Source organism: Cohaesibacter sp. ES.047, assembly GCF_900215505.1.
In the GTDB taxonomy this organism is placed as follows: Bacteria; Pseudomonadota; Alphaproteobacteria; order Rhizobiales; family Cohaesibacteraceae; genus Cohaesibacter.
The window spans coordinates 1705458-1729966 of record NZ_LT907844.1 but is presented as its reverse complement, the minus strand read 5'-3'; the positions used below and the strand labels follow the sequence as shown (position 1 = coordinate 1729966).

The 24509-nt window shown below is 55.4% G+C and carries 27 protein-coding genes; 12 read left to right on the top strand and 15 right to left on the bottom strand.

The window, feature by feature from the left end:
- Window positions 1–323: 323 nt before the first annotated feature.
- From ggpS to CPH65_RS07730, 4 genes are all read right to left on the bottom strand, one after another.
- Window positions 324–1853 carry a glucosylglycerol-phosphate synthase gene (gene ggpS, locus CPH65_RS07745; RefSeq protein ID WP_096172959.1) on the bottom strand — a complete coding sequence of 510 codons (1530 nt, stop codon included), beginning with the start codon at window positions 1851–1853 and terminating at the stop codon, window positions 324–326.
- 59 nt (window positions 1854–1912) lie between these two features.
- On the bottom strand, window positions 1913–2689 hold the full coding sequence (locus CPH65_RS07740) for an HAD-IIB family hydrolase (protein WP_096172958.1): 777 nt from the start codon (window positions 2687–2689) through the stop codon (window positions 1913–1915).
- Between the two features lie 43 nt (window positions 2690–2732).
- On the bottom strand, window positions 2733–3839 hold the full coding sequence (locus CPH65_RS07735; RefSeq protein ID WP_096176298.1) for an NAD(P)H-dependent glycerol-3-phosphate dehydrogenase: 1107 nt from the start codon (window positions 3837–3839) through the stop codon (window positions 2733–2735).
- A gap of 543 nt (window positions 3840–4382) precedes the next feature.
- A complete protein-coding gene (locus CPH65_RS07730; protein WP_096172957.1) occupies window positions 4383–5321 on the bottom strand; it encodes a LysR family transcriptional regulator in 939 nt (312 codons plus the stop codon).
- A 140-nt stretch (window positions 5322–5461) separates the two neighbouring features.
- Between CPH65_RS07730 and CPH65_RS07725 the strand changes: the two genes are divergently transcribed.
- The 5 genes from CPH65_RS07725 (at window position 5462) to CPH65_RS07705 (ending at window position 9934) form a co-directional block, all read left to right on the top strand.
- A complete protein-coding gene (locus CPH65_RS07725; protein ID WP_096172956.1) occupies window positions 5462–6286 on the top strand; it encodes a putative hydro-lyase in 825 nt (274 codons plus the stop codon).
- A gap of 24 nt (window positions 6287–6310) precedes the next feature.
- Window positions 6311–7348, top strand: coding sequence for a TRAP transporter substrate-binding protein (locus CPH65_RS07720; protein WP_096172955.1), 1038 nt, complete (start codon window positions 6311–6313; stop codon window positions 7346–7348).
- 24 nt (window positions 7349–7372) lie between these two features.
- Window positions 7373–7933 (top strand): TRAP transporter small permease subunit, encoded by a 561-nt coding sequence (locus CPH65_RS07715; protein WP_096172954.1) that lies wholly within the window; start codon window positions 7373–7375, stop codon window positions 7931–7933.
- The gene (locus tag CPH65_RS07710) at window positions 7930–9213 is read left to right on the top strand and encodes a TRAP transporter large permease (protein ID WP_096172953.1); all 1284 of its coding nucleotides are present in this window, start codon (window positions 7930–7932) and stop codon (window positions 9211–9213) included. Before CPH65_RS07715 ends, CPH65_RS07710 begins: the two co-directional genes overlap by 4 nt.
- Before the next feature lie 67 nt (window positions 9214–9280).
- Complete coding sequence (locus CPH65_RS07705) at window positions 9281–9934, top strand: DUF2848 domain-containing protein (protein ID WP_096176297.1); 654 nt, start codon at window positions 9281–9283, stop codon at window positions 9932–9934.
- 167 nt (window positions 9935–10101) lie between these two features.
- Here the strand turns inward: CPH65_RS07705 and CPH65_RS07700 are convergent, their stop codons facing one another.
- The 3 genes from CPH65_RS07700 to CPH65_RS07690 form a co-directional block, all read right to left on the bottom strand.
- Complete coding sequence (locus CPH65_RS07700; RefSeq protein ID WP_096172952.1) at window positions 10102–10923, bottom strand: PRC-barrel domain-containing protein; 822 nt, start codon at window positions 10921–10923, stop codon at window positions 10102–10104.
- Between the two features lie 160 nt (window positions 10924–11083).
- Complete coding sequence (locus CPH65_RS07695; RefSeq protein ID WP_096172951.1) at window positions 11084–12571, bottom strand: sensor histidine kinase; 1488 nt, start codon at window positions 12569–12571, stop codon at window positions 11084–11086.
- Window positions 12572–12600: 29 nt separating this feature from the next.
- Entirely contained in the window at window positions 12601–13500 is a 900-nt protein-coding gene (locus CPH65_RS07690; protein WP_157747558.1) for a mechanosensitive ion channel family protein, read from the bottom strand.
- Window positions 13501–13777: 277 nt separating this feature from the next.
- Here CPH65_RS07690 and CPH65_RS07680 point away from each other — a divergent pair, with 277 nt between their 5' ends.
- The 4 genes from CPH65_RS07680 to CPH65_RS07665 all read left to right on the top strand — a co-directional run bounded on the left by CPH65_RS07680 (window position 13778) and on the right by CPH65_RS07665 (window position 15737).
- Complete coding sequence (locus CPH65_RS07680) at window positions 13778–14113, top strand: YqjD family protein (protein WP_096172948.1); 336 nt, start codon at window positions 13778–13780, stop codon at window positions 14111–14113.
- 3 nt (window positions 14114–14116) lie between these two features.
- Entirely contained in the window at window positions 14117–14527 is a 411-nt protein-coding gene (locus CPH65_RS07675; protein ID WP_096172947.1) for a hypothetical protein, read from the top strand.
- 60 nt (window positions 14528–14587) lie between these two features.
- Window positions 14588–15100: a Dps family protein gene (locus CPH65_RS07670; RefSeq protein WP_096172946.1), complete on the top strand. Its 513-nt coding sequence runs from the start codon at window positions 14588–14590 to the stop codon at window positions 15098–15100.
- Between the two features lie 178 nt (window positions 15101–15278).
- Window positions 15279–15737: a TspO/MBR family protein gene (locus CPH65_RS07665; RefSeq protein ID WP_096172945.1), complete on the top strand. Its 459-nt coding sequence runs from the start codon at window positions 15279–15281 to the stop codon at window positions 15735–15737.
- Between the two features lie 138 nt (window positions 15738–15875).
- Here CPH65_RS07665 and CPH65_RS07660 read toward each other — a convergent pair whose 3' ends face one another.
- A complete protein-coding gene (locus tag CPH65_RS07660; RefSeq protein ID WP_096172944.1) occupies window positions 15876–16427 on the bottom strand; it encodes a sigma-70 family RNA polymerase sigma factor in 552 nt (183 codons plus the stop codon).
- Window positions 16428–16431: 4 nt separating this feature from the next.
- Window positions 16432–16656 (bottom strand): NepR family anti-sigma factor, encoded by a 225-nt coding sequence (locus tag CPH65_RS07655; protein WP_172891480.1) that lies wholly within the window; start codon window positions 16654–16656, stop codon window positions 16432–16434.
- Window positions 16657–16820: 164 nt separating this feature from the next.
- Between CPH65_RS07655 and CPH65_RS07650 the strand changes: the two genes are divergently transcribed.
- Both CPH65_RS07650 and CPH65_RS07645 read left to right on the top strand, forming a co-directional pair.
- The gene (locus CPH65_RS07650; RefSeq protein WP_096172943.1) at window positions 16821–17615 is read left to right on the top strand and encodes a response regulator; all 795 of its coding nucleotides are present in this window, start codon (window positions 16821–16823) and stop codon (window positions 17613–17615) included.
- Window positions 17616–17681: 66 nt separating this feature from the next.
- Window positions 17682–17846, top strand: coding sequence for a DUF1328 domain-containing protein (locus CPH65_RS07645; RefSeq protein WP_096172942.1), 165 nt, complete (start codon window positions 17682–17684; stop codon window positions 17844–17846).
- A 244-nt stretch (window positions 17847–18090) separates the two neighbouring features.
- On the opposite strand, the gene CPH65_RS07640 is transcribed toward CPH65_RS07645, so the two are convergent.
- Window positions 18091–18288 carry a CsbD family protein gene (locus CPH65_RS07640; RefSeq protein WP_096172941.1) on the bottom strand — a complete coding sequence of 66 codons (198 nt, stop codon included), beginning with the start codon at window positions 18286–18288 and terminating at the stop codon, window positions 18091–18093.
- A 310-nt stretch (window positions 18289–18598) separates the two neighbouring features.
- Here CPH65_RS07640 and CPH65_RS07635 point away from each other — a divergent pair, with 310 nt between their 5' ends.
- Complete coding sequence (locus tag CPH65_RS07635; protein WP_096172940.1) at window positions 18599–20245, top strand: CHASE domain-containing protein; 1647 nt, start codon at window positions 18599–18601, stop codon at window positions 20243–20245.
- Here the strand turns inward: CPH65_RS07635 and CPH65_RS07630 are convergent.
- From CPH65_RS07630 to CPH65_RS07610, 5 genes are all read right to left on the bottom strand, one after another.
- Window positions 20235–20426, bottom strand: coding sequence for a PLD nuclease N-terminal domain-containing protein (locus CPH65_RS07630; RefSeq protein WP_096172939.1), 192 nt, complete (start codon window positions 20424–20426; stop codon window positions 20235–20237). The two genes, CPH65_RS07635 and CPH65_RS07630, sit on opposite strands and share 11 nt — an antisense overlap.
- Before the next feature lie 115 nt (window positions 20427–20541).
- Entirely contained in the window at window positions 20542–21036 is a 495-nt protein-coding gene (locus CPH65_RS07625; RefSeq protein ID WP_244574567.1) for a DUF992 domain-containing protein, read from the bottom strand.
- A 227-nt stretch (window positions 21037–21263) separates the two neighbouring features.
- Window positions 21264–22019 carry an ethanolamine ammonia-lyase subunit EutC gene (eutC, locus tag CPH65_RS07620; RefSeq protein ID WP_096172937.1) on the bottom strand — a complete coding sequence of 252 codons (756 nt, stop codon included), beginning with the start codon at window positions 22017–22019 and terminating at the stop codon, window positions 21264–21266.
- Window positions 22016–23413, bottom strand: a complete 1398-nt coding sequence (locus tag CPH65_RS07615; protein ID WP_096172936.1) for an ethanolamine ammonia-lyase subunit EutB — start codon at window positions 23411–23413, stop codon at window positions 22016–22018. Before CPH65_RS07615 ends, eutC begins: the two co-directional genes overlap by 4 nt.
- A 142-nt stretch (window positions 23414–23555) precedes the next feature.
- Window positions 23556–24329 (bottom strand): DeoR/GlpR family DNA-binding transcription regulator, encoded by a 774-nt coding sequence (locus tag CPH65_RS07610; RefSeq protein ID WP_172891479.1) that lies wholly within the window; start codon window positions 24327–24329, stop codon window positions 23556–23558.
- Window positions 24330–24509 lie beyond the last annotated feature (180 nt).

The window sequence follows — 24509 nt, the reverse complement described above, 5'->3', positions numbered from 1 at the left end:
AGGGATCTGAAGCGCGCAAATCACACGGAATAAGAGACAACCAAAGAATGGTCTGCGCCTGCCGAAACAAAAAGCAGGGTCAGCATTCCACCCACCATCAAGAGGCATCATCCAGCCCCCCCTTTTACGGACCTGCCCTTGCTCTCACACTCAGAGCAGAGCAACAGGATAGACGGGAACACTTAGACTGGAAACAAGCTGAACACTCGGGCATCGCCTGAAGCGCGACGCGGGCACAAAAAAGCCGGGACATGTGTCCCGGCTTTCGTGTTTTTCTTTATGTCCGCAGCCCTTCTGAGGGCAACGTGGGAGCCGAGAGCGCCTTAGCTCTGGGCCCCATAATGATAGGCCGAATGGAAGGTCCGGCGCTTCTGGGCCGCCTTCAACGCACCAAATTCCGCTTCAAGCTGATCACCCCATGCGGCAATATCCCGTCGGGCGACCGCATTGCGCAAGAGCTCCATGCGGGCACGGCGTTCTTCCTCAGGCATCTTCAAAGCCGTCAGAATCGCCTCATCCATGGACTTGTGCGAGAAGGGGTTGGTGATCACGGCAGATCCCATCTCAACCGCAGCCCCGGCGAACTCGGACAGCACCAGAACACCATCCCCGTCCACGCGAGAGGACACATATTCCTTGGCCACCAGATTCATGCCATCCACCAGAGGGGTGATCCAGGCAATATCGGCAGCGCGATAGTAGGCAACCAGATCGGTGAAGGGAATCGCGCGCGAGATGAGCGCCACAGGATGCCAGTCGAGCGTACCGAACCGGCCGTTGATGCGCCCGGCTGCCGCCTCGATATCATTCTGGATTTCTTCATAGGCACTCATGCCACGGTTGGCGCTGACCGACACATGCATCAGACGCACCTTGCCATGCAGGTCCTTGTTGCTTTCAAGAAGCCGCTCGAAGCTTTCCAGCTGCTCGGCACCGCCCTTGGTGTAATCGGTCCGGCCAACTGACAGAATGAGCTGCGAGTCGCCCATTTCCTCACGGATTTCCGCGGCGCGATCAAGGGTTTTCTGTTCCGTTGCGCATTCGGCAATATATTTGACATCAACACCGACCGGAGCAACAGAGACACCGATCTCACGATCTTCCCAGCTAAGCAGGGTCGGAACCCGGCGCTCGGTCAGAGCCGTTCCTTCGAAAATCATGTCGTCGCTGACCTTTTCACGGCGCAGCACTTCCACATCCAGAAGACTGCTGGCGGCGGACACAAAGTTGGCTGCATACCGCGGAATGTGGAAGCCGACAACGTCGCAATTCAGCAGGCTTTCGATGATCTCCTTGCGCCAAGGCAGAATGTTGAACATGTCAGCCGACGGGAAAGGCGTGTGATGGAAGAAGGCAATCCGAAGATCCGGACGCATCTTGCGCAGGTATCCCGGGACCAGCCACAGGTTATAGTCATGCACCCAGATCATTGCGCCATCAGCGGCTTCAGCAGCGGCGGCCTCGGCAAAAGCCCAGTTCACTTCGCGGAAGTTTGGCCAGTCGACCGGGTCATAGTTGAAACGCTCACGAAAGCCATGAAGGATTGGCCAGAAGGCCTCTTTCGAGGTGACGTGATAGAATTCCTTGACCTGATGGGCGGATAGGGGCAGGCGGGAGACAGAATATTTGCCAAAGTCGTCCTCCACCTCGATAATTTGTTCAAATTCCGGATTGGAAGGATCATCGGCCTGTTTCCAAGCCACCCAGGCGCCGTGGTCGGCTGCCCCGAAAAAGCTTTTCAGTGTCGGCACGATGCCGTTCGGGCTCTTGTTTTCCCGAAGCTCGGTCTTGCCGTTGACTTCAACTTCTTCATAGGGTTGGCGATGGTAGACGATGACGAGATCTGAAGACATGGGTCTAGCTCTATTTCCTTATTGCTGAATGAATAAATAATGGTCTTGTTTGGCTGGGATCAGACCTCCGGATGCAGATTGAAGGCGCGAATGGCCTCGGTGATACCAGCCGCTCCGATAGCAGAGGCCTTGTGAACATGATCAAGAGACCGCACCCGCGACAAAAGCGGCTCTTCGGACCCGCCGACTGCGACTGCGGGAACACCGCACTCCAGCATGGAGAGATCGTTGAGCGTATCGCCAGCTGCCAGAACCTTCTGTTGATCGAGACCCAAATGGTCGATCAGCTTGAGCAGCGATGGTCCCTTGGAGAAGCCTTTGGGCAAAACGTCGAAATAGCAGTTTGCCGAAATCAGCCAGTCATGGCCCATATCCTCGACCACTTCGCATGCGTGCTTGTCAAAGGTGTCCGGGTCCATGTCATAGCTGACACGATAGCGGAAAGCGGTGGGCTGCAGTGTCAGGCCGGGCGCTCCCTCGAGCGCCTCACGCACGGCATCGCCGCTGTCGTTCCATGTTGCAGCAATGTCCTGCTCAAGCGCCGGAATGGGCGCAACCGAGCCATCAGTCATGACCTGAGCGATCGTGGTGCCGACATCGCCGACAACATAATCCGGGCGCGGGACACCCTGGCGTCCCGTCAGATCGACAATAAATTCGGGGTCGCGCCCCGTTACAAAAACCAATCCGACGCTGTCGCGATGCGCCTCGATCCAATCGTAAAGGGCTTTGCGGTCATCAGCGCTTCCGCCTAGGAAGGTTCCGTCAAGATCGGTCGCCAGAACAAAACGCTTTTGCGCGATGTCCGGCGCGATAGTTGAACTGAGATCGTTCATAATATCTCCGGCTATGCAAGTTTTGCAGTAGGGTCAGAGAAGATCAGGAGATCTTCTCTGCAAATTTGGCAACGTCATGAGGCTGGGCCGGATGCGTGAAGGACAGATCCATCGCCTGCGGCTCTGCCTCAATCGGCCGGGACCACAGGGCTGCAAATGTCTTGCCCATATCAGCGCCCTCATAAAGAACTTCCCGCACCGCTTCACAGATCGGCATGGACACGCCAAGCCGATGGGCCAGATCAGTGATCGAGCGGGCGTTGATCTCGCCCTCTACCACGACCTTCTGGCCATCGAAGCAGTCTTCGCGCTTGATGCCCTGTCCTAGCTGCAGACCAAGACGCATGTTGCGCGAGGTTGGCGAGGAACAGGTCAGCGACAGATCACCAACACCGGACAACCCGGTCACCGTTTCCCGTCGACCACCCAGCGCCTGGGCAAGTGCCTTCATTTCATCAACGCCGCGCGTGATCAGGGCCGCTCGGGTATTTTCTGCAAACCCGGCCCCATCCATCATGCCGCAAGCGATGGCAATCACGTTCTTGACCGCGCCACCGATTTCAACGCCCACCAAGTCATCAGAGACATAGGCGCGGAAGGATTCAGTGCTCAGCGTCATGGCAAACCGAACCGCCGGGCTTTCGCTCGGCATCAGCCGGTCAGCATAAGTGAACGGAAAGGCAGAGACGACAGCTGTGGGATGATTGAGGGCCGTTTCGCGGGCAAAGGTTGGGCCGGAGACCACACCGACCGGATGGTTCGGTAGCTCGACTTCGGCAACCTGTGTCATCAAAAACCCTGTTTCCGCCTCAATCCCCTTGGCACAAACCGCAATGGGAATGCCCTCTGGAACAAAAGGCGCAACAACCTTGCAAACAGATCGGATGGCGCGCGAAGGCACGACGATCATCAGGGCTTCGGCGCCTTTCAGCGCCTTTTCAATATCAGCCGTTGCTGCGAGCGTGGGGGGAAGCTCGCAGTCAGGCAGAAAGACAGAGTTGGTGTGGTTTTCGTTGATTTCCGAGATCGTCTCTTCAGACCGCCCCCAAAGAATGGTCCGTGCACCAGCGCGTGCGGCGGTTGCCGCCAGTGCTGTGCCCCAAGAACCAGCGCCTACCACCGTCAGGGAGGAGAAGGGGTGTGCGCTCATTTTCAGAGAGTCTTCTTCTGATTGAGAGGTTTCGATATCCATAAGGTCTCGTTCGTTTTTGCTCGAAGCAGGAACCGCACGTGGAGAATTCCGACGCTTTATGTCAGGGTTCCGGCCCCCGAAAAGGGAACTCAAAAAGCTGCGAGTGGCAGTGCCATGATATTGTTTGGTCATTCTTGCTAACATAAACATCATAAAACTCGTTTCCGCTTTTGCAAGTCAATCCTGCCGCAGCGCAACAAATTCGCAAGATTAGAAAAGAAATCGGACGCAACAGAGTTACACCCGGAAAGTGCAAGAAATAACTGAAATCGCGATTCCGACACTTTTGGTCAACTAAATCCGATTTCCTTCACTTCTCTAACGCTCTCAACAACGCACGATTGCCGCAAAGGTTCCCCAAAAAAGCAAAAAAAATTTCAGAACAAGCGCCCAATATCAGACGTTTCCGATTTCAGTTCATACCAATACAACAGCACCCATAGCCCCATCGGCGGTCGAAAGGCCGCCGCAAGGCCTTGAGCAACGGGGCGGCCGGCGCTCTCAGATACGCTCGATGGCACTCTGGGACGCTCCGGTAAAATAGATCCCGTCGCGCAGGCGCGGCTCAAGAAAGGTCGTCAGACTCTCGGTGATCTTGCGCACCATTTCGCTGGTCACGGCGCTCTGAACATAAGACGCTGTGAAGGAGAGGTCCTGAAGTTGCAGGTCGGTATTGAGTTCCACCAGCTTGCCACTGCTCAGGGCCTGCTGAATGATCGCACGCGGCAGGGCGCAGATCCCGTAACCGGAACAGGCCAGTTCAATCAGCGCTCCGACCGAGGTCGATGTCGTCATGTCAAGCGGCACGTCCGAGACCGCGACAAGCCGCGACCGGATTTCTTTGGTCGGCCGGGTTTCCTGTGAGAATGTAAGGATCCGGTTGGCAGCGATATCCGGTGCACTCCAATGGGTATGTTGCGAGGCGATATCCGGTGTCGTGGACAACACCATCTCATAGCCGCAGATCGGATTGTTGGCGATGCTGGATTCGGCAACGGGTCCCATGAGAAACGCCAGATCCACCTCTCGCAACAACAGGGCATTGCGCAGATTGTTGGTCGTATCAACCGACAGCTCGAACGCAATCCCCGGCATTGTCTTGCCAACATAGGCAAGAAACTCCGGCAGCCAACTGGTTACGATGGTCTCAGCAGCCCCAAGACGTATGGTCTGCACGATCCGCGTCGTCGAGGAAAAGGCATCGATGATCTGCTGCTCCAGAGCCATACTTCGCTCCGCATAGGGCAGCAACTTGCGCCCCTCCGGTGTCAGCTCGGCATTTCTGACGTCCCTGAGAAAAACCCACGCCCCCAGATCTTGCTCGAGCATGTGAATGCGCGCCGATATGGCCGGTTGGCTGATATTGAGATGGATAGCAGCGGCACGAAAACTACCCAGAGTGGAGACCCAGTAAAATGTATCAAGATTCCGGATTTTCACGTACTCATTCCCTCTCAAAGGGCCCATTTGGTCAGGCACCGCGCAAAGATGATAAAATATTTTTATCATTATGACGTAAAAATATCGATTTGATTTTTACTCCGCCATCCGCTTGATTTTTGGAAAGCAAAGGATGAGCCATGGCCCCGGACTATCAATCACTGAAATCAAAAACGACCGATGCCCTGCGACAGGTCATTCGGCATGGCGACTATTCCCGCCACACCGCCGGGCTGGGCGATGGCATGTTGCAAGCCAACGTTGTCATTATGCCAGCGATTCAAGCGCTCGATTTCATGAGATTTTGTCAAAGAAACCCCAAGCCCTGCCCGCTCATTGCGGTCTCTGACACCGGTAATCCGATCATGTCGACCGCTGGCAAGGACATTGACATCCGCACCGATGTTCCGGCCTACTACATCTACCGCGGCGGGCTGCTGTCGGAAGAGGTCACGGATGTCTCCGACCTCTGGACCGATGATATGGTTGCCTTTGCCCTTGGCTGCTCCTTCACATTCGAGCATGCCCTGCTGGCCGCAGGCATCGATGTCTGGCATATTACCAACAATACGACAGTTCCCATGTACAAGACCGCAATCCCCACCGTGCCAGCCGGGCCCTTTTCCGGCTCTCTGGTGGTATCCATGCGGATGATTCCGAAAGATCGGGTAGAAGAGGCAAAAGCCATCACCCGAAAATTCCCGCTGGCGCACGGCGCTCCGGTTCACGTCGGAGACCCTGCCGAGATCGGCATCAGCGATCTTTCAAAACCAGACTGGGGCGATCCCGCTCCGGAACTGGACAATCACGTGCCCGTATTCTGGGCCTGCGGTGTCACACCCCAAGCCTCGATACAAAACGCAAAACTGCCGATCTGCATCACACATAAACCGGGGCACATGCTCGTCACGGACATACCAAATGATGCAGAGGTGCCAATAATAAACCTTCCAAATTCCAAATAAGGGAACCGACAACGGAGATTCCATATGAAACGGACACTTCTCGCCTTCACTGCTGCTGTTGCTTTTACAATGCCGGCCATGGCCGAAGAGCTTTCGGTGGTTGGCAGCTGGTCAAGCCTGCCACTTTACAATCAATATGAAGCCCCCTTCTGGGGCAAAACCCTGCCCGAGGCTTCGGGCGGCAAGATTACCACGCAGGTTACCACCCACAACGAAATGAACCTCGGCGTTGCCGATGTCTTCCGCCTGCTCGGTCAGGGCGTCTATGACGTTGGCATGACCGTCGGCGACTATGCCGTATCCGATGCCCCAGAGCTTGAAGGCCTCGACGTGCCGCTCGTCGCCATGGATGCGGACAAAGCCAAGGCAGCGGTCGACGCCGCCCGCCCGATGGTTGCTGACATCTTCAAGGATCGTTTCAACTCCAAGCTTCTGGCCATCGCGCCTTATCCGCCACAGGTCGTTTTCTGCAACAAGGAAATCAACAATCTTGACGACCTGAAGGGCCTGAAAGTGCGGGCATCCGGCCGCATGACCGCCAAATTCCTTGAAGCCCTCGGGGCAGAAGGCGTCAACGTGGCCTTCTCTGAAGTGCCGGGCGCACTGCAAAAAGGTGTTGTCGACTGTGCCGTCACCGGTGCTGGGTCTGGCTACAGCGCTGGCTGGTGGGAAGTTTCCACCCATCTGCTGACCATCCCGCTTGGTGGCTGGGATCCGGTTGTCACCGCCATGAACATGGACAAGTGGAACGCGCTTGACGCCGAAACCCAAGAGCTGATCACCACGCAGGTTGCCGAGAATTTCGAAGCACCAGCATGGGCTTCCGCTCAGGGTGCTCTGGTCAACGACGTTGCCTGCCTGACAGGCGAAGGTGAATGCAAGTCCGGTGAAGTTCGCGATATGACCCTCGTTGAAGCATCTGATGCTGATATCGCCAAGGCCCGTGAAATCCTCGAAACCAAGGTGCTGCCAGAATGGGCGGAACGCGCTGGTAGCGACTGGGCAGCCCGTTGGAACGACAGCGTCGGCAAAGTGGTCGGTGTCACCGTCCCTGTCAAATAAGTACCTCAAGACAGGGAAACCGAGATGCTTGTAGACAGAGCGGAAAGCACCCTTCGGGGCGTCCGCATACTGAACAAATGGATTGCGCTGCTGGTCGGCGCAATTCTGTTTGCCTGCGCGACATTGGTGCTTGCGGATATCACGCTGCGCCAGGTTGGCTCCTCTTTCGGTGGAACGGATGAAATCACTGGATATGTGATGGCAATCGCCACCGCCTGGGGCATGAGCTTCGCTCTGACAGAGCTGTCTCACGTCCGAATTGACTTTCTGCGGAGCCTTGCCCCGCAGAAGGGCCGCGCCATGCTTGATCTTTTTGCATTGTTGATGCTGTCATTGACCGTCAGCATCATCGCCAAGCAATGCTGGCCCGTCGTTGCAACCTCCCTCAAGAATTCCTCGACCGCCAACACACCATTGGAGACCCCCCTGATCTGGGTGCAGATCCCATGGTTTGCCGGTTGGATATGGTTCGCCATCTCATCATGGATTGTTTTTGTTGCCGCCGGGGCCTTGATCGTCAAGGGCGAGTTCCAGACGAGTGAAAGAACGATTGGCATCGCCAATGCAGAGGAGGAATGGCTATGATTCCCTTCCTTACCATTGGCCTTTTGGGCCTTTTGAGCCTGTCCATTCCTGTTGGCATCGTTCTGTTTCTGCTCGGCTTCGGGATTGACGAATTCTTCAGCGCCTTTCCATTGCTGCGCGGTCTGGGCAACATGGTCTGGTCCACCTCCAACAGCGCCACGCTGATCGCCATCCCCTTCTTTGTCCTGCTCGGCGAGATTCTCGTGCGTAGCGGCATTGCAGAGCGCACCTATGCGGCCCTCGACAAGTGGGTTTCCTGGATGCCGGGTGGCCTCATTCATGCCAACGTGGCGACCGCCACCATGTTCTCGGCGACATCCGGCTCTTCGGTTGCCACCGCCGCGACCGTTTCCACCGTCGCCATGCCGCAGGCCGAACGCCTCGGCTACGACCCCAAGCTCTTCTCCGGTGCCATTGCCGCGGGCGGCACGCTCGGGATTATGATCCCGCCCTCGATCAACCTGATTGTCTATGGATTTCTGACCCAGACATCAATCCCGCAGCTATTCCTCGCGGGTCTGTTGCCGGGCATATTGCTGGCACTGGCTTTCATGCTGGTGACGGCAATCATCTGCACAATCGCCCCCCATCTAGGCGGAGAACGGCGCAAATTCACGTTTCGCGAAAGACTGGGCGGGCTTGCCGAATTGCTGCCCATCATACTGCTTTTCAGCGCCATCATCGGCTCCATCTACAACGGCTGGGCAACCCCGACCGAAGCCGCCTCTGTGGGCGTTGGTGGCGCACTTGTGATCGCCCTGATCTTTGGCGGCGTGTCGATGGGCATGATCGCCGAAAGCATCATCGGCACCATTAAGGTGACGTCCATGATCATGCTGGTGATCATCGGTGCATCCTTCCTCAACTTTACCCTGTCGGCTGCGGGCCTGAGCAGTGTCATGCGCGGGTTTCTCGAAGGGCTTGGATTTGGCAGCCTCATGACCATCATGGTCATCGTGCTCATCTATATTGTGCTGGGTTTCTTCATCGAAACCCTGTCGTTGATGGTCGTCACCATTCCCATCGTCGTTCCCATCGTGGTTGGGCTTGGCTATGATCCCATATGGTTCGGCATCCTGATGATTGTACTGGTGGAAATGGCTTTGATCACGCCACCGGTCGGGCTCAACCTCTATGTGGTCCAAGGCGCTCGCAAAAGCGGCAACATGAGCGAAGTCATGCTCGGCGCGGCTCCCTACGCCCTGACCATGCTGGTCATGGTGGGGCTATTGATCGCCTATCCCGATCTCGCTCTTATTTTGCCCAGAATGCTGCAGTAAGGCAGTGAATATGGATATGGCCTCCGGGCCGACACATGGATAGCCAACGCAAGGATGAATGAACAAAATGAAATTTACCTGCTTGGGAAATGACCTCGATCTTGACATCAGCCACGTCGTTGTGGCCGGCTGGACGGGCCGCGACACCAGCGCTGTGCAGCACCACATCGACGAACTGTCCGCTTTGGGTGTTTCCCCCCCTTCAACGATCCCGCTCTACTACCGCGTATCGGCGACCACTCTCACCCAGTCAACCACCATCGAGGTGCTCGGGCACGAAACCTCCGGCGAGGTCGAGCCTTTGCTGATCAAGGATGGCGAGAGCTTTTACATCGGCCTTGGCTCGGATCACACGGATCGCAAGATCGAAGCTGCGTCCGTTGCTGCCTCGAAACAGATCTGCCCCAAGCCCGTGGCAACCGAACTGTGGCCGTATGAAGACGTCGCCGACCATCTCGACAGTCTCGTGCTACGCTGCTTCATCATGGAAAAAGGGGAGTGGACGCTCTATCAGCAAGGCGAGGTCAAAGCCATCCGGCCGATCACGGAGCTGATCAAGGGAGCGCGACTGCCAAGTAACTCCGCCATGTTGTGCGGAACCCTCGGCGCAATCGGCGGGGTGCGCCCTGCCAGCCAATACAAGCTGGAACTGGAGGACCCGATCCTGTCGCGCAGCATCACTCTGTCCTATGAGCTCAAGACACTGCCCGAAATCAGCTAGGGAAAAGGGTGCGCCGGACGTTCTTGGCCGCTCAATCTATATACGTGGGGACCGCCTGCCGAACTCGCTCCAGCACTCTCGGAGCGGTTCGGCAGGCGATTTTATTTGGTCACGGGGTCATTCGATTTTAAGGCAAGCCGCAACCAGACAATTGCCGGACAGGAGCATCAGCGCGTCAGGCTGATCTGTTCATTGTCGACTTCATATGCGGGCATGCCTTCCAGCTCGGCTCGCGTGAAAGGCGTGTAGACATGCAACGCGCCAGCGGCATCGACATAGACCGTCAACTGCGAAGCAGACATCTCGACGGGCTTGGCACCAATACCCAGAAAGCCGCCAACATCGACAACATAGGCTTCAATCTTCTGGTCAGGCGTCAGGATCACATCACCAATCTCGCCGATGTCATCAAGCTCTCCTTGCTCCTTGCCATACACTGACGTCCCGATCAGACGATCCGCACTGAGATTGCTCTGATCGATGACCAGCATGTTGGCATCCTGCATCATGGTCACGCCTTCGCGGTTGAATTCCGGAGCCGTCTCCAGATCTTCTTTCGAAGTCGTCAGAACAAGATGCGGTTCACCATCCCAGGCTCGCCACTGAATGCGTTTGAAGTCCACAGCGACATCCTTCTCGCCAAGGCCGACGAAGCCGCCAACGCCGATCACTGCCGCTTTCGCAACACCATCACCGGTCATGACAATATCATTGACATCGCCGATCAGTTCGGGCTCCTCATCGCCATTCGGCGCTCCGGAATAAACTTCCTTGCCAAGCAGACCAGTGGCCAACACCTGCCCGGGTTTCGCAGACAGATAGCCGTTTCGGCTCACGGTCGCTTCAGGAGAAACGGTCGATGAAAAGATGTTGAACGTCAATTCGGGAGATGTCTTCTCTCCGGCAGCCTGATCAGTCTTTTCGGCAGCCATCGCACCGGTCGATAGAATGGCCATCATTGCAGTCGTAGCAATCAGCTTGAGTTTCATTTTCGTCTCTCCTGTTCGTTCCTATTCCAACAAACAAATCGAAATAAATTTCGTTGGGCTAAAAGCACTCTTCCAACCCTTCAAATACAAAACGCAACAGACAGAATATTGTTCCTCAAACCATAATCACAGCCAACAACAACGGGTAGCGAGACCCTTTCTATTTCTTTAAAGGAAGTGAAAACTCCACCACAGCACCAGTCGGATCGAACCGAATACGAACACGGCTCCCTATGATTTTGTCAAGACTGTGCTTGATCAGGATAGAGCCGAATCCTTGCCGGTGCGCCTGTTCCTCGAGAACAGGCCCGCCTTGCTCTGTCCACGCGATGGTCAACCGCGCGGACGCACCAGCTCCCTGAACGAGCATCTTGATATGTAGGCGTCCCTCCCGGCGCGAAAGCGCGCCATGACGCATGGCATTTGTTGCGAGCTCGTGCACCGCCAACCCCAGCGCGATGGCCGCATCCGCATCCACCGTGTAGCTAGGCCCCTCAATGATGACCTGCTCGTCAAAATGGCTGGCATAGGGCTTGATCTGGGTGCGCAGCAAATTGGACAGCTCGATATCATCCCACTCCTGATCCGACAAAAGGCTGTGAGAACTGGCAAGCGCCTGCAAACGACCAGAGAATGCGCGGGTGAAGCCCTCGGGCGTCTGGGAATGACGCAGCGTCTGTCCGGCCAGCGATTGCAACATCGCGAGCATGTTCTTGACCCGGTGATTGACCTCTCTGAGTAGCAGCCGCATCTTTGCTTCGGACTGCTTGCTGTTCGTCAGATCCAGAACCACACCGATCAATTTGAGCGGCTTGCCCTCGTCATCGCTTTCCATCACATGACACAGGGCAAGAAGATAGCGCCCGGTCGTGCGAACACGAAACTCGAAAGACACGTCATCATCGCTGCCGAGCAACTGCTCCGCTGTGTGCCGAATCGCATGAAGGTCTTTTGGATCGATTTGGCGCAGCACCCGACGCGACGAGATCTGCGATGCCCCCTCAAGATCAAGAAACTCAAGTGACAATGCATCGCATTCAATGATGTCCGCCTCACGATCCCAACTGAAGGTCGCAATCCCTCCTGCCTTGAGCGCCAGCGCATAACGCACGTTGGCACGCGACAAATGCAACTCGCTCATGGCGTTCTTGCGTGCCGATCTCTTCAGCTCGAACAGGGAACTGAGAAACTGCGCTTGCGCCATCAGGCCTTGATGGGCGACGTCTGTAGCGGCTCTCTCCTGCTCGGGCTTCAAACCGATCAGGCACAGCGAACCGATGCGTTGTCCTCCGACGCTCAAAGGCACACCAAGCACCATCTTGGCGCTGGCTTCGCTCACGCCTTCGCCCTCGCCGGACAAAAGCATCTGGCCGGAATGGCCCTCAAGGCTCAGCCGTGCGATACCATCAAGCGCCTCGCCATCCGGCAAAGACTCGCCAGATATCGTCTGATAGTGGACTTCGCTTTCATCAATGATGGCAACAAAGGCCGCTTCAGCTCCGAACTTGGCCTTGATAAGATCGATAGCCGTGTCGAAATCGGGATCTGAAGACACGCCGAGCTCCGCAATCTGCTGGACAGTGCGAAGCCGGGCCTTATCTTGCAATAGGGGGGTCAGTTTTTCATTCAAAACGTCGGGACTGGTCATTTTCTGTCTGAACGCGTGGGTGTTGTTACTCAAGCCGACGCAACAGGTGCGTCGGAACGATTGGAAATGACCTCGAAAGCCGCGTCCTCCAGGATCAGCTGCCGATGAGGAAATGGAATGGATATGCCGGCTGCATCAAGGGCTTCCTTGACCTTCTGCAACATTTCAAGTTTCGCACCATAGACATCATCCGTTGTGGTCCACCAACGAAGGCGCAAGTTGACAGATGAAGCCGCAAGGTCCGAAACACCGATATCGGGCCCCTTTTCCTCTGAAACGCCCTTCACCTTTCTGGCAGCCTCAAGGATCACGGTCTTTGCCTGTCCAATATCAGCGTCATAGGCGATACCAAATTCGTAATCGCTGCGGATCATCGGATCTCGGGTCATGACCGTAAGCGAGTTGGTGAAGATTTCTCCATTTGGAATGGCAATATCCCGCCCGTCAAACGTCTTGATCCAGGTCGAGCGGGTCGAGATCTCCGTGACGATGCCTTCGTGACTGCCGAACTTGACCCAGTCACCTTCAAAGAAGGGCTGGCGCAGCAGCAACAAAAGCCCAGCGAGGAAATTCTGCAGAATATCCCGAAAGGCAAAGCCAATGGCAACCGACCCAACGCCCAAAACCTGCAACAATTCGGCGGCGCCAATACTTGGAGCGATGATTGCAACCGCAAACAGAAGCCCGGCAAAAATCGTCAGGGTATAGGCAATCCGCCCCAATGCTACCCCGACCCCCGATGAGGCGCGCATGGTGACGACGCGCACAACGATCCGCTTGATGATGGATGCAACAACAACCATCAGAATCAGAACGACAAGTGCGATAGCCGCCTGAGGCAACAGGGCAAAAAAGCCCTCGGTCAAACCGTTGAGGGTCGTGACCGCCGCGTTCACATTCTGATTAAGTGTCTCAATCTGGTTTTCCATAAATACTGCCCACAGCTCGATCATTCTTTTTTGTGCTGCGCCCTTCAGGCAATGCCACTCACCAATACAAAGACCCCTGCAAGAGGATCTCCTCGGAGTGGAGACACATGCCAGAGAGCGAGACACTCATTATGGTCTTGAACGCGCAAGGCTACGGATGGTTCCAAAAATTTCTAAGAAAAATCTTCGCGATTTCTCGGAACCTTTGGCGATGGGTTCGCATTGGTTTGTCATCGAACGGAACGAACGTAATTGCCAAAACGAAGGAGATTGCACCATGGCTGTAGCCAACAAATCTACCCAGACGACCAAGACCGACAGCACTTCTGATGCAGCAATCAATGAACAGATTGATCAACTGCGCAAAGACATCGCGGGCATCAGCCAGATTCTTGCCAAGCGCGGCTCTGAAGACGTGATCCGCTTTCAGGATCGCGCGAAAGCCTCAGCTCTCACCGCAGCTGACAAGGCAACCGAAGCACTGACCGACGCCAACAAGGAACTTGGTCGCGCTGAAGCCAAGGTGATGCTCGAGATTCGCAAGAAACCGCTCGCAGCCATTGGCATCGCCGCTGGCGTTGGTTTGCTTGTGGGTCTGATGAGCCGCAAATAGACCATGTATGCCTTTGTAAAAAACCTGGCTGACATGCTGGCTCCGGGCATCAAAGCTCAGGTCCGTAGTCAGGCCGAAGACGGTCTGCTCTTCGGTCTGGCAAGCTTGATATGCCTGGTAGGCGCTGGCTTTGCAACGCTCGCGATCTTTCTCGTTCTCGAGCAGCAGCTGGGTGCCATCATTGCCTCACTCATCATGGGAGCGTTTGCCTTCCTGATGGGGGGCGGGATTTTGATCTACGTGCTGAGGCGCCGAAGGTTGCGCCAGATTCGCAGAGCGATAATCAAAGAACAAAATCGTGAAGCAGCAGCAACCAGCGCCCTTTTGGGCCAGGTGACGACAACGCCGCTTCTGATGCTCGCGCTCGGAGCAGGATTTGCTGCCGCCAGCTATATCACACGCGGCAAGCTGTAACCGGCGACCACCCCAGCACTTCAACGCATTGACTCACAAGTGAGCAAGAAGGAAAGGAAAATGTCCACTTCACAGGCAGTTCTGCAAATTCAACCACACAGCACCGCAATCAACACAGGCCTTGATGAGACCTACCGCAAGGATATATCCGAGGCGCTGTCTGACATTCTCGGCGGCACCTACAAGCTGACCATCATCAGTCACATCTATCACTGGAATGTGGTCGGACCGCTGTTCAAGTCCCTGCACGAATTAACCGAAGACCATTACAACGATCTGTTCGCAGCAGCCGATGTCATCGCCGAGCGCATCCGCGCCCTCGACAGCCTCGCCCCTGTCAAACAGGTGAGCTTCGATACCTTTGTCCCCGAAAGCGGCGACATCAAGGAGCGCAAGGCCTATGACATGATCGTGGACCTGATCACAATGCACGAAGATCTGGTTCGCACCATGCGCCGTGCGGCATCGATTGCCGGCGATCACGACGACGTGGTAACCGAGGACATGCTGACAGCTCGTCTCGCCTTCCACGAGAAGGCGCTTTGGATGCTGCGCGCCATCGCGACAGACTAAAACGAGCCGACAGCTCTGGCGATGCCCGCACCATAGCCCTTACACACCTTTTCCGCCCGAGTGCGCGGCGGGAGAGGTGTCTTTTTACTTTCCAAACCGCCATGATGGGTTAAGCTGCGCTCGAACCCTTTGCTTTGACAATTGCAGGCAGCGCCCGCAACAGAATTTATCCGGACGAATGACCAGAAAAAAAATCATCACAATCGGCGTCTTTGTTGCCATCTCGCTTGGTGGCGGGCTTTACATCGGGGCAACCAATCTGCCGGGCAGTTGGTATCAGGCCTTAGCGAAGCCCAGCCTGACACCCCCGTCCTGGCTGTTCGGACCGGTTTGGTCCCTGCTTTACGTCCTCATCGGGCTCGCCGGAGCCGAGGTGTTCCGATCCGATCACGTGCGCAAGCTTATGCCGATCTGGGGATTGCAGATGCTGCTCAATTTTGTCTGGAGCCCGGTTGTCTTCTCCGCGCACAGCCTGACACTGGGTCTGTTCGTGATCATCGCACTGCTTGCGACCATCGTGTTCTTCATTATCAGCGCAAGCAGGCGCGTTCCAATCGCGGCCGCCCTGTTTGCGCCCTATCTGCTCTGGGTGGGCTTTGCCACCTATCTCAACGCGGCCCTGCTGGTCCTGAACTAGAACCCAACCAGCGCGGCATCAGGACAGGCATCAGCACACTGGCCACTAAACAGAAAAAGCCCCCGGATGTCCTGACAATGACCATCCGGGGGCTTTTCAATAAACCAGAAGAAAACCAGAAGATAAAATCGTGTGAGATCAGCTCACAAAGGCCTGCGACATCACTGAGGCAGCGGACTCGTCAGGCTGGTAATTGCCGTTTTCATCCAGCGCCAGCAGCTCCTGCAGCCTTGCTCTGGCGCGATTAACCCGGCTCTTGATTGTCCCGACGGCACAATCACAAACCTCAGCAGCTTCTTCATAAGACAAACCAGACGCTCCCACCAGAATGATGGCTTCACGCTGATTGTCCGGAAGCTCTTCAAGGGCTTTGCGGAAGTCATGCATATCCATCATGCCGTGCTGGGTCGGCTGGGTTGCAACATTGTTGGTGAAGGTCCCCTCGCTGTCCTGAATTTCCCGTCCAGCCTTGCGCATCTGGCTGTAGAATTCATTGCGAAGGATTGTGAAGAGCCATGCTCGCATATTGGTGCCAGCTTCGAAACTCTCCTGCTTGGCCCAGGCTTTCATAACCGTATCCTGAACCAGATCGTCAGCGCGATCCTGCTTGCCGCACAAGGACATCGCAAAAGCGCGAAGGCTTGGCAGAACCGCAAGCATTTCGCGCTTGAAGCTTTTATCATGCTGCATGAAATTACCCCTTGCTGACTTTTTTGGCCGCTCGTTCTGCATCGTCGAGCTGCTCCAGCAGGTCTAGAAATCGGTCAGGAATCGCCTCCTGCTCGGTACGGGTGTAAAGTGCCTTGAGTTTTTGCGAGATTGCATCATTGGGATTCCACTCGTCATTCGACCGAAGCCCCTGCCCCAAAGAGCCAGCCTCCGCACCGGGATCCACCTGTTTCGTTTCATTTCTTGTCATATGTGACACCATTAAGATCAGAGAATTGCCGCAGTTTTGTTATAATAACGCCTTGTTCGCAAAAATGTTCCCTGCCATCGGAACATTTTGCAATGTAAAGAGTTATCACAGAATATTGAGCAATCAATTCTTGGTAAAATCTGCCATCAAGGAAAGGCTATCGGATGACGCTCTCTACCCGTGTCGCTGCACATCTCCCCTATCTTCGTCGTTACGCTCGTGCCGTGACAGGATCCCAGACCTCTGGCGACGCATATGTCGCCGCCACACTGGAGGCGTTAATCGCCGACGTTACTCTCTTCCCCGAAACCGGAAATGATCGCGTGTCGGTTTTCAGGATTTTCACTCAGATCTATGACAGCGCGCACGTGGATGTTCCCACAGCAGACTCGCCCTATGCCTGGGAGAGTCGCGCTGCACGCAATCTGCAGATGGTCTCGCCCAAGGCGCGACAGGCCTTTCTGCTGACGTCGATCGAGGAATTCACGGCGGAAGAAACCGCTGCCATTCTCGATCTCGAGCAAGACGAGATCGGTGCTCTGATCAACAAGGCCTCGGAGGAAATCTCCTCTCAGGTTGCAACCGACATCATGATCATCGAGGACGAGCCTCTGATCGCCATGGACATCGAACAAATGGTCGAAAGCCTTGGCCATCGGGTCACCGGCATCGCCCGCACCCACACCGAAGCAATCGAGCTCTACAACAGCGACAAGCCGAAAATGGTTCTTGCCGACATTCAGCTCGCCGATGGGTCTTCAGGCATCGATGCTGTCAACGACATCCTTTCGGACAGCGATATCCCGGTGATCTTCATCACGGCCTTTCCAGAACGCCTGTTGACCGGCGAACGCCCCGAACCAACGTTCCTCGTCACCAAACCATTCAACGCTGACATGGTGAAAGCACTGATCAGTCAGGCTCTCTTTTTTGACAGCACGAACAACGACCAAATTTAAATAATAAAGAGTGGAACCAACTCTCCTTTCCTCGCGTTATACAGACACATGAAAAGGAGAAACGACATGCTTTATTATGCTTTGGTATTCTTTATCATCGCCCTTATCGCAGGTGTACTCGGATTCGGTGGGATTGCAGGCGCATCAGCAGGGATAGCTCAAATTCTATTCTTCCTGTTCTTGGCCTTTCTTGTCCTTTCACTCTTCGCTCATCTGCTCAGAGGTCGATAAGACAAATTGAACGACAGCCCCCAAGGCCATCGCTCTCACAAAAAGCGGTTCTGCATCATTGCAGAGCCGCTTTTTTTGTATGCCTACCCGCCGCCCCCCGATTGGCTGAGCCGGATCACGGCCAAAGCGCAAAGGGAGGAAACAGGCGAGGCAACGAAAATACAGAGCCCCCAAGAAACAGGACACAAAAAAACGAAGCCCCGAAGAGGGCTCCGCTTTTTAAAAGTCTTTAAAGACATGGCCGTCAGTGACGGGCGATCCAGCTGTCGATCTCGCGTTCAGCTTCATCTTCGGCTTTGCCATAACGCTCCTGAATCTTGCCAGCCAGCTGTTTGCGGTTACCAGCAATGACATCCACATCATCATTGGTCAGCTCGCCCCATTGTTCCTGAACCTTGCCTTTAAACTGTTCCCAGTTGCCTTCGACCTGATTCCAATTCATGATTAGTCTCCCTTTCTTGGAGTTAAACTTATTCAATGGGGTCTTTTTCTCCCCTTCATACTGTAAACGTCTCTCAAACAGATTGGTTCCTTAAAAGAAACACAAAACGTTTGGCAGCAAAGCCTAGGTACAATCTACGATCATTTAACCGTATGGATACGCAAAACAGGACTTATACGTACCACTTTTGCTTGGATAAAAGCCCCATAAATCAAAATTTAGTATGTATCCATGGGAAACTGGTTTTATAATCCTTCATCTGGTAAGGCGTCGAAAATCTACGCCCAGAACTGGATAAAAAAACCAAAACATGCACAGACTGATTGCCCCCATCGTTTTTTCGACGATCCTGATTATTGGATCAGGCGTAACCCTCACGCTTCACAATGGCGCCAAAACCAACCAAGATCTCAGAGCAAAGGACTACGCAGACCAAACCGTCAATCAGATCTCGACACGGCTTGATGAATGCGTCGCGCTGATGAGGGCAACAAATGCCTTTTTTCAGGCCAGCCCCAGTCGAATCAACGCAAAGCGCTTTCACCAGATCGTTCAGGGCCTCGACATAAACGAGCGATATCCAGGCCTTCAGGGCATAGGCTTTGCCGAATGGATCGAAACCAGACACGAAGACTCCCTGAACACCATACTTCAGCTCTATTATGATGTGGACGTTGCCGTCTGGCCCGAAACAGATCAGGATTATCGCACGCCGATCGTATTGCTCGAACCGATGGATGTGCGCAATAAAGCTGCCATCGCCTATGACATGTTTTCCGATGAGGTCAGGCGCAACGCCATTCGCAAGGCCTTTGCCAGCAAGAATGTCACCGCGTCGGCTCCGGTTGAACTGGTCCAGGAAATCTCAACTAAAAAGCAGGCAGGCTTCCTGCTTTATCTTCCCTATATCAAGGATCAGAATGCTGACATAAAGCGCGCGCCATACAGCTTCACAAAGCCATCAAGAGGCCTCATCTACTCACCATTCAGGGCCGGCGACCTGTTTCAAAAGACACTTGAGCAGTCACTGAACATTCCCGTTTCAGTCCTCGCCCGAGACGACGAAAAAGACACACCCGTGCTCTATAAGTCCTCCACCTACGATGATGACGCCCTGTTCGATCTCGACTTAAGCCAGACGCGCTCACTGGACGTGGCTGGCAGAACCTGGGTTCTGGATGTCCGGATACGCAAGGCCACCAAGTGGGATCTTGAAACATTGGCGCCCTACGTTTCGGCTGTCATGTTCCTACTGCTTGCCGGCATGCTCGCATGGATCACCCATTCGCAACTGCGCGCAGTCAGGACAGCACATGCAATGCATGCGTTGACGGAAAAGAACTTGAAGGAGAAGGAACTGCTGCTTCAGGAAATGAAGCATCGCATCAAGAATTCGATTGCCCGCATTCTGGCAATATCCCGCCAGACAGCCCGCCACTCGGATACCATTGATGACTTCACCGAGTCTTTCAACGCCCGCCTACAGGCCATGGCGAACGCTCAGGATGCTCTCACGCGCTCCCGTTGGCAACGCGCCGATCTGTCAGATCTACTCGCCAAGGAGCTTGAGCAGGTTCTGGGAGAAAATGGCATAAAGAACCGCATATCGGGGCCGAAAGTTGAACTGGACGAAACCACCTCTCAGGCACTTGCCCTGACGTTCCACGAACTTGCAACCAACGCGTTGAAATACAGCGCGGTCTCCACAGCCAAGGAAGTGCTGAAGGTGAAATGGAACGTAATGATCAAAGGCAAGAAACGGCTTCTTACGTTCCTATGGGAGGAAAAAAGCGCAGAAAGAATAGAGGCCCCGACCCACAAGGGATTCGGGACCAAACTGATTGACGCCAATATCGTCGGCGAATTGAACGGTAAAATCGAGCGGCGCTATGAAGATCACGGCCTGACAGTCGAGATCATCATCCCGCTCGAAACCAGCGAGAAGACTAAATCCTAACGCTGCGCCCGCCACTGGGGCCAGCAAAATACCAGACAATCACGCCAATAACCGGGAAGATCAGGATGCCGAGGACCCAGAGCAACTTGGCTCCGGTGCTTGCCCCGCTCTGCAGGGTCTTGATGATGGCGTAGATATCGGCGATCAGAATAAGAAGGCCAAGAAGGCTATAACCGTACATGGTGCGTGAGCTCCTTTTGGAAAAGGGGTTGGGGACGATGAAGGGACAGGTCAAGCCGGTCCTCACGATTGCATCGTCCCCGATCAAGGGTGTGTCGCTGGTTTAGGTCCGCTTATCAGTCAACAGCCGTACGCAGCTCGATCTGACTGACAGCCAGTGCGAAGTTGAGGCCCGTCTGGGTCGAAACACTCAGCGGCTGCAGGGCAATCGTCTCGCTCGAGCCACCAAGTAGCAGATTGGCCCCGACACCGGCCCCGACCGTCGCCTGCGTGCTCACACCGGCATAATCACCAGCCAGAGCACCGGGACGGTAGTCATCCTTGGTCGGTGCCAACACCAACCAGGAAATCACACCATTCTCCGATTTCCCGATATCGAGGCCCCATTTATTGATGACGCCAAAATAGGGCTCATCGGCAGCATCGGGATTGGCGGGATGGAAGGTACAGGACAGATCCTTGGTGGACTGGAAAATGAATCCGTCGCCACTGCTGACAGCGCAATCAAGCCGACCAACCTCGACTCGCTCGACGCCCTCGGCCTGAGCACTCTGTCCCATCAACATGGCCGGAACGGCAGCAACGGCCAGCAGTTTCAATGCGCGTTTCATCATCAATACTCCTTCAATCCAAACTTGTTTCCAACGAGCTGACAGCCAAACCGAAAAGGTCTCTCAAAGCTCGTCGCTCTCGGTAAAACAATGCTTGATGAGGAGATTTGTTCCGATGTCCAAAAAGACGCCACCGCGACCACACCCCCAAAAGCGCGGTCCCAAAGAGCATGGATTCGACACAAGAAAAAGCTCTAAAAGAGAATTAAAGCATTGGAAAATATAACCTAATCGGAATCCGATCCATCGATCAGCAATCCGGCCTCGGGTGAGTTTTCCTTAAGCGCAACACCGGTCAGTTTTAGGCGCAGGGCCTCGCACACAATCCACGCGATCTTGTGTGCAGCCGCCTCGTGAGACAGTCCATCATCATGGATATTGGAGATGCAATTGCGCTCGCTATCGAGCCGTCCCTTGCGCGGCCCATACGTCAGATAGGCACCAAGGCTGCTTGGCGTCGTCAACCCCGGACGCTCTCCCACCAGCACCACAACGAGTCTGGCACCAAGCACCTCGGCCGCTTCATCACCAAAGGCAACGCGCGCCTGCTCAGCAAGAATGATGGGCGCAACGGACACATCGCCAAGCAACGCCAGACTGGCTTTCAAAACGGCCTCGGCATGCGCCTCAACAGCAGAGGCGGATAGCCCGTCCGCAATGACGAACGCCACATCAAACGGCCCCTCAGAGACATTTTCCAACGACGCCGGATCCAGCTCCCGCCCCAAATCAGGGCGTGACAGATAGGTCATGCGATCCCCAGCCCTTGAGCGCAACTCAAGCACCTCAAGCGGCGCGAGACGCGCGGCCATGGCGGCAAAATCCACCTGCCCATGCACCGCATCGCGCGCCCGCGCATGAGCCAGCTGAAAGTCGAGCACAGCCTTCGTTGGGATGGCATCGCCCGTGCGACCAAGACCAATGCGGGCGCGGGTGACATCACGAAAACGACGGAAAGGATCAAGCTCAATCAGATCGCTCATTTGGCCACCTTGTAGGAAAGAAATTTGCTGGACGTCGGGCTGGACAGAGACATCGGCGCGAGACGACCGCTGTCGTCAAGCATCCCCATAGCCTTCAGCCACGCCTCGAATTCCGGCGCAGGCGGGCGATTGAACTGATGCCTGAGACTGACAATATCGTGGTAGGCAAGGCTCTGGTAATTGAGCATCACATCATCCGCACCCGGAACCGCAATGAGGAAATTGACCCCCGCGGTGGTGAGCAAAACCATCAGGTTATCCATATCGTCCTGATCGGCTTCGGCATGGTTGGTGTAACAGACATCAACACCCATGGGCACGCCGAGCAGTTTGCCGCAAAAGTGGTCTTCAAGACCCGCCCTGATGATCTGCTTGGCATCGAACAGATACTCTGGCCCAATGAACCCGACGACGGTATTGACCAGCAGGGGCTTATATCGACGTGCAACCGCGTAGGCCCGCGCCTCCATGGTTTGCTGATCCACATCGTGATGGGCATTGGCAGACAGCGCACTGCCCTGCCCGGTCTCGAAATACATCACATTCTCGCCCACAGTGCCGCGCTTCATGGCAAGGGCTGCATCATAGCCTTCCTTCAGCACCTTCAGATCAACCCCGAAACCCTCATTCGCCGCCTCGCTGCCAGCAATCGACTGGAACACCAGATCAAGCGGCGCGCCCTTCTCCATCGCCTCAATGGAGGTGGTGACGTGGGTAAGCACGCAGGACTGCATGGGGATGTCGAACTTCTCGCGCAACCGATCAAACAGCACCATCAGACGAGTGCAGGCTTCAAGGTTGTCCGTTGCCGGGTTGATGCCAATGACCGCATCCCCCACCCCGTAGAGCAGCCCGTCCAGCGTCGACCCAGCAACCCCTTCAGGATCATCGGTCGGATGATTGGGCTGCAGGCGGCTTGATAAACGACCCTTGAGTCCAACCGTCGTTCGGAACGCGGTGACCACTTCCATCTTGTCAGCCACAACAATGAGATCGTGATTGCGCATGATCTTGGAAACCGCCGCCACCATTTCCGGCGTCAGCCCCGGCGCAAGTGCCTTGAGTTTGGATGGCGTCGCCTCATAGGACAGCAACCAGTCACGAAACGCCCCGACCGTCATGTGCGACACCGGCTGAAAGGCCTCGGCATCATGATCATCGATGATAAGGCGCGAAACCTCATCGCTTTCATAGGGCACGAGCAGATCTTCAAGAAAGGTCTTGAGCGGCACATCGGCAAGACAATACCGGGCTGCAACGCGCTTCTCGTTGGAAGGCGCACCTACCCTTGCCAGATAATCTCCGGATTTGGGCGATGACGCCACCGCCATCAGACTCTTGAGATCCGGAAAAAGATGGCGCTCACCACCCAGTGTGATTGCATATTGGACCATAATCTTGCTTTCGGTCGGGCATTGGCGGCTATCCAGCGATCAAACCGATCCGGACGGGCCTTTAAAAGGAATGGCGACAGTATGCTTCCGCCCGAGGCTTATAGACAAGCATCGAATCTAGGCAGACCTGCCAAATGTTTGATCAATAGAGGGTCACGCCTGCTTCGGCGACCCGTTGGGCAAAGGCGGCATTGGGCGCCTCGTCCAGCACCAGATTGGTCACATCCTCAAATCCGCACAGTCGATACTGCCCTCGCGCCTGCAGCTTCGAGAGATCCGCAACGACGGTCAGATCCCGCGCAGAGCGGATCATGGCACGGGCGACCTGCGCCTCCTCCTCGGAGATATCAAGCAATCCATCCTGATCAATTGCCCCCACGGTCAGAATGGCATGATCGAGCTGAAAATTGCGAATTTCCTGCACGGTTTCCGCTCCAACTGTCTGGTGATTATCGCTGCGAAACCGCCCGCCGAGCAGGGTGACATCCGCACCACCACTCCCCTTGGCAAAGACATCGGCAATCAAAACAGAGTTGGTCACAACGCGCAGCTTGCGGATGCGCGCCAGCACCTTGGCGCAGATCAGCGTGGTTGAACCGGTATCGATAAACAGCGTCTGACCGGGCGCAACGAGCGAGCGAACCTTCTCGGCAATGGCCTGCTTGGCCAGAGTATTCCGCCCCATGCGCGCTTCAAACGGCCCTTCCTCGCTCACATCGATCCGGCAGGCCCCGCCATGGATCTTGCGAATTTGCCCCGCATCAGCCAGCACCTTGAGATCGCGCCTGACGGTCTCGGTCGAGCTCTTGAATTTCTGGGCCAGCTCTTCGATGGTCGCTGAACCGCGTTTCTCGATGTGATCCCGGATGGCGGCCCGGCGATAGCTGGGCCGGATCGAAGGCTTCGGTTCGCTCACTGATATCATTCCTTGTTTTCGGTGCCCCATATTCACAGCCTCCACCCGGCAAATGCAAGCGGCCATTTGAGCATTTTTCTCATCCGTCCCAACATTGCGCCGTCCGGCGAACCCACACAGCAAGCCAACCCGACACACCCATCTAGAGGAGCCATGCATGATCGGAAACCGCAGCCTAAT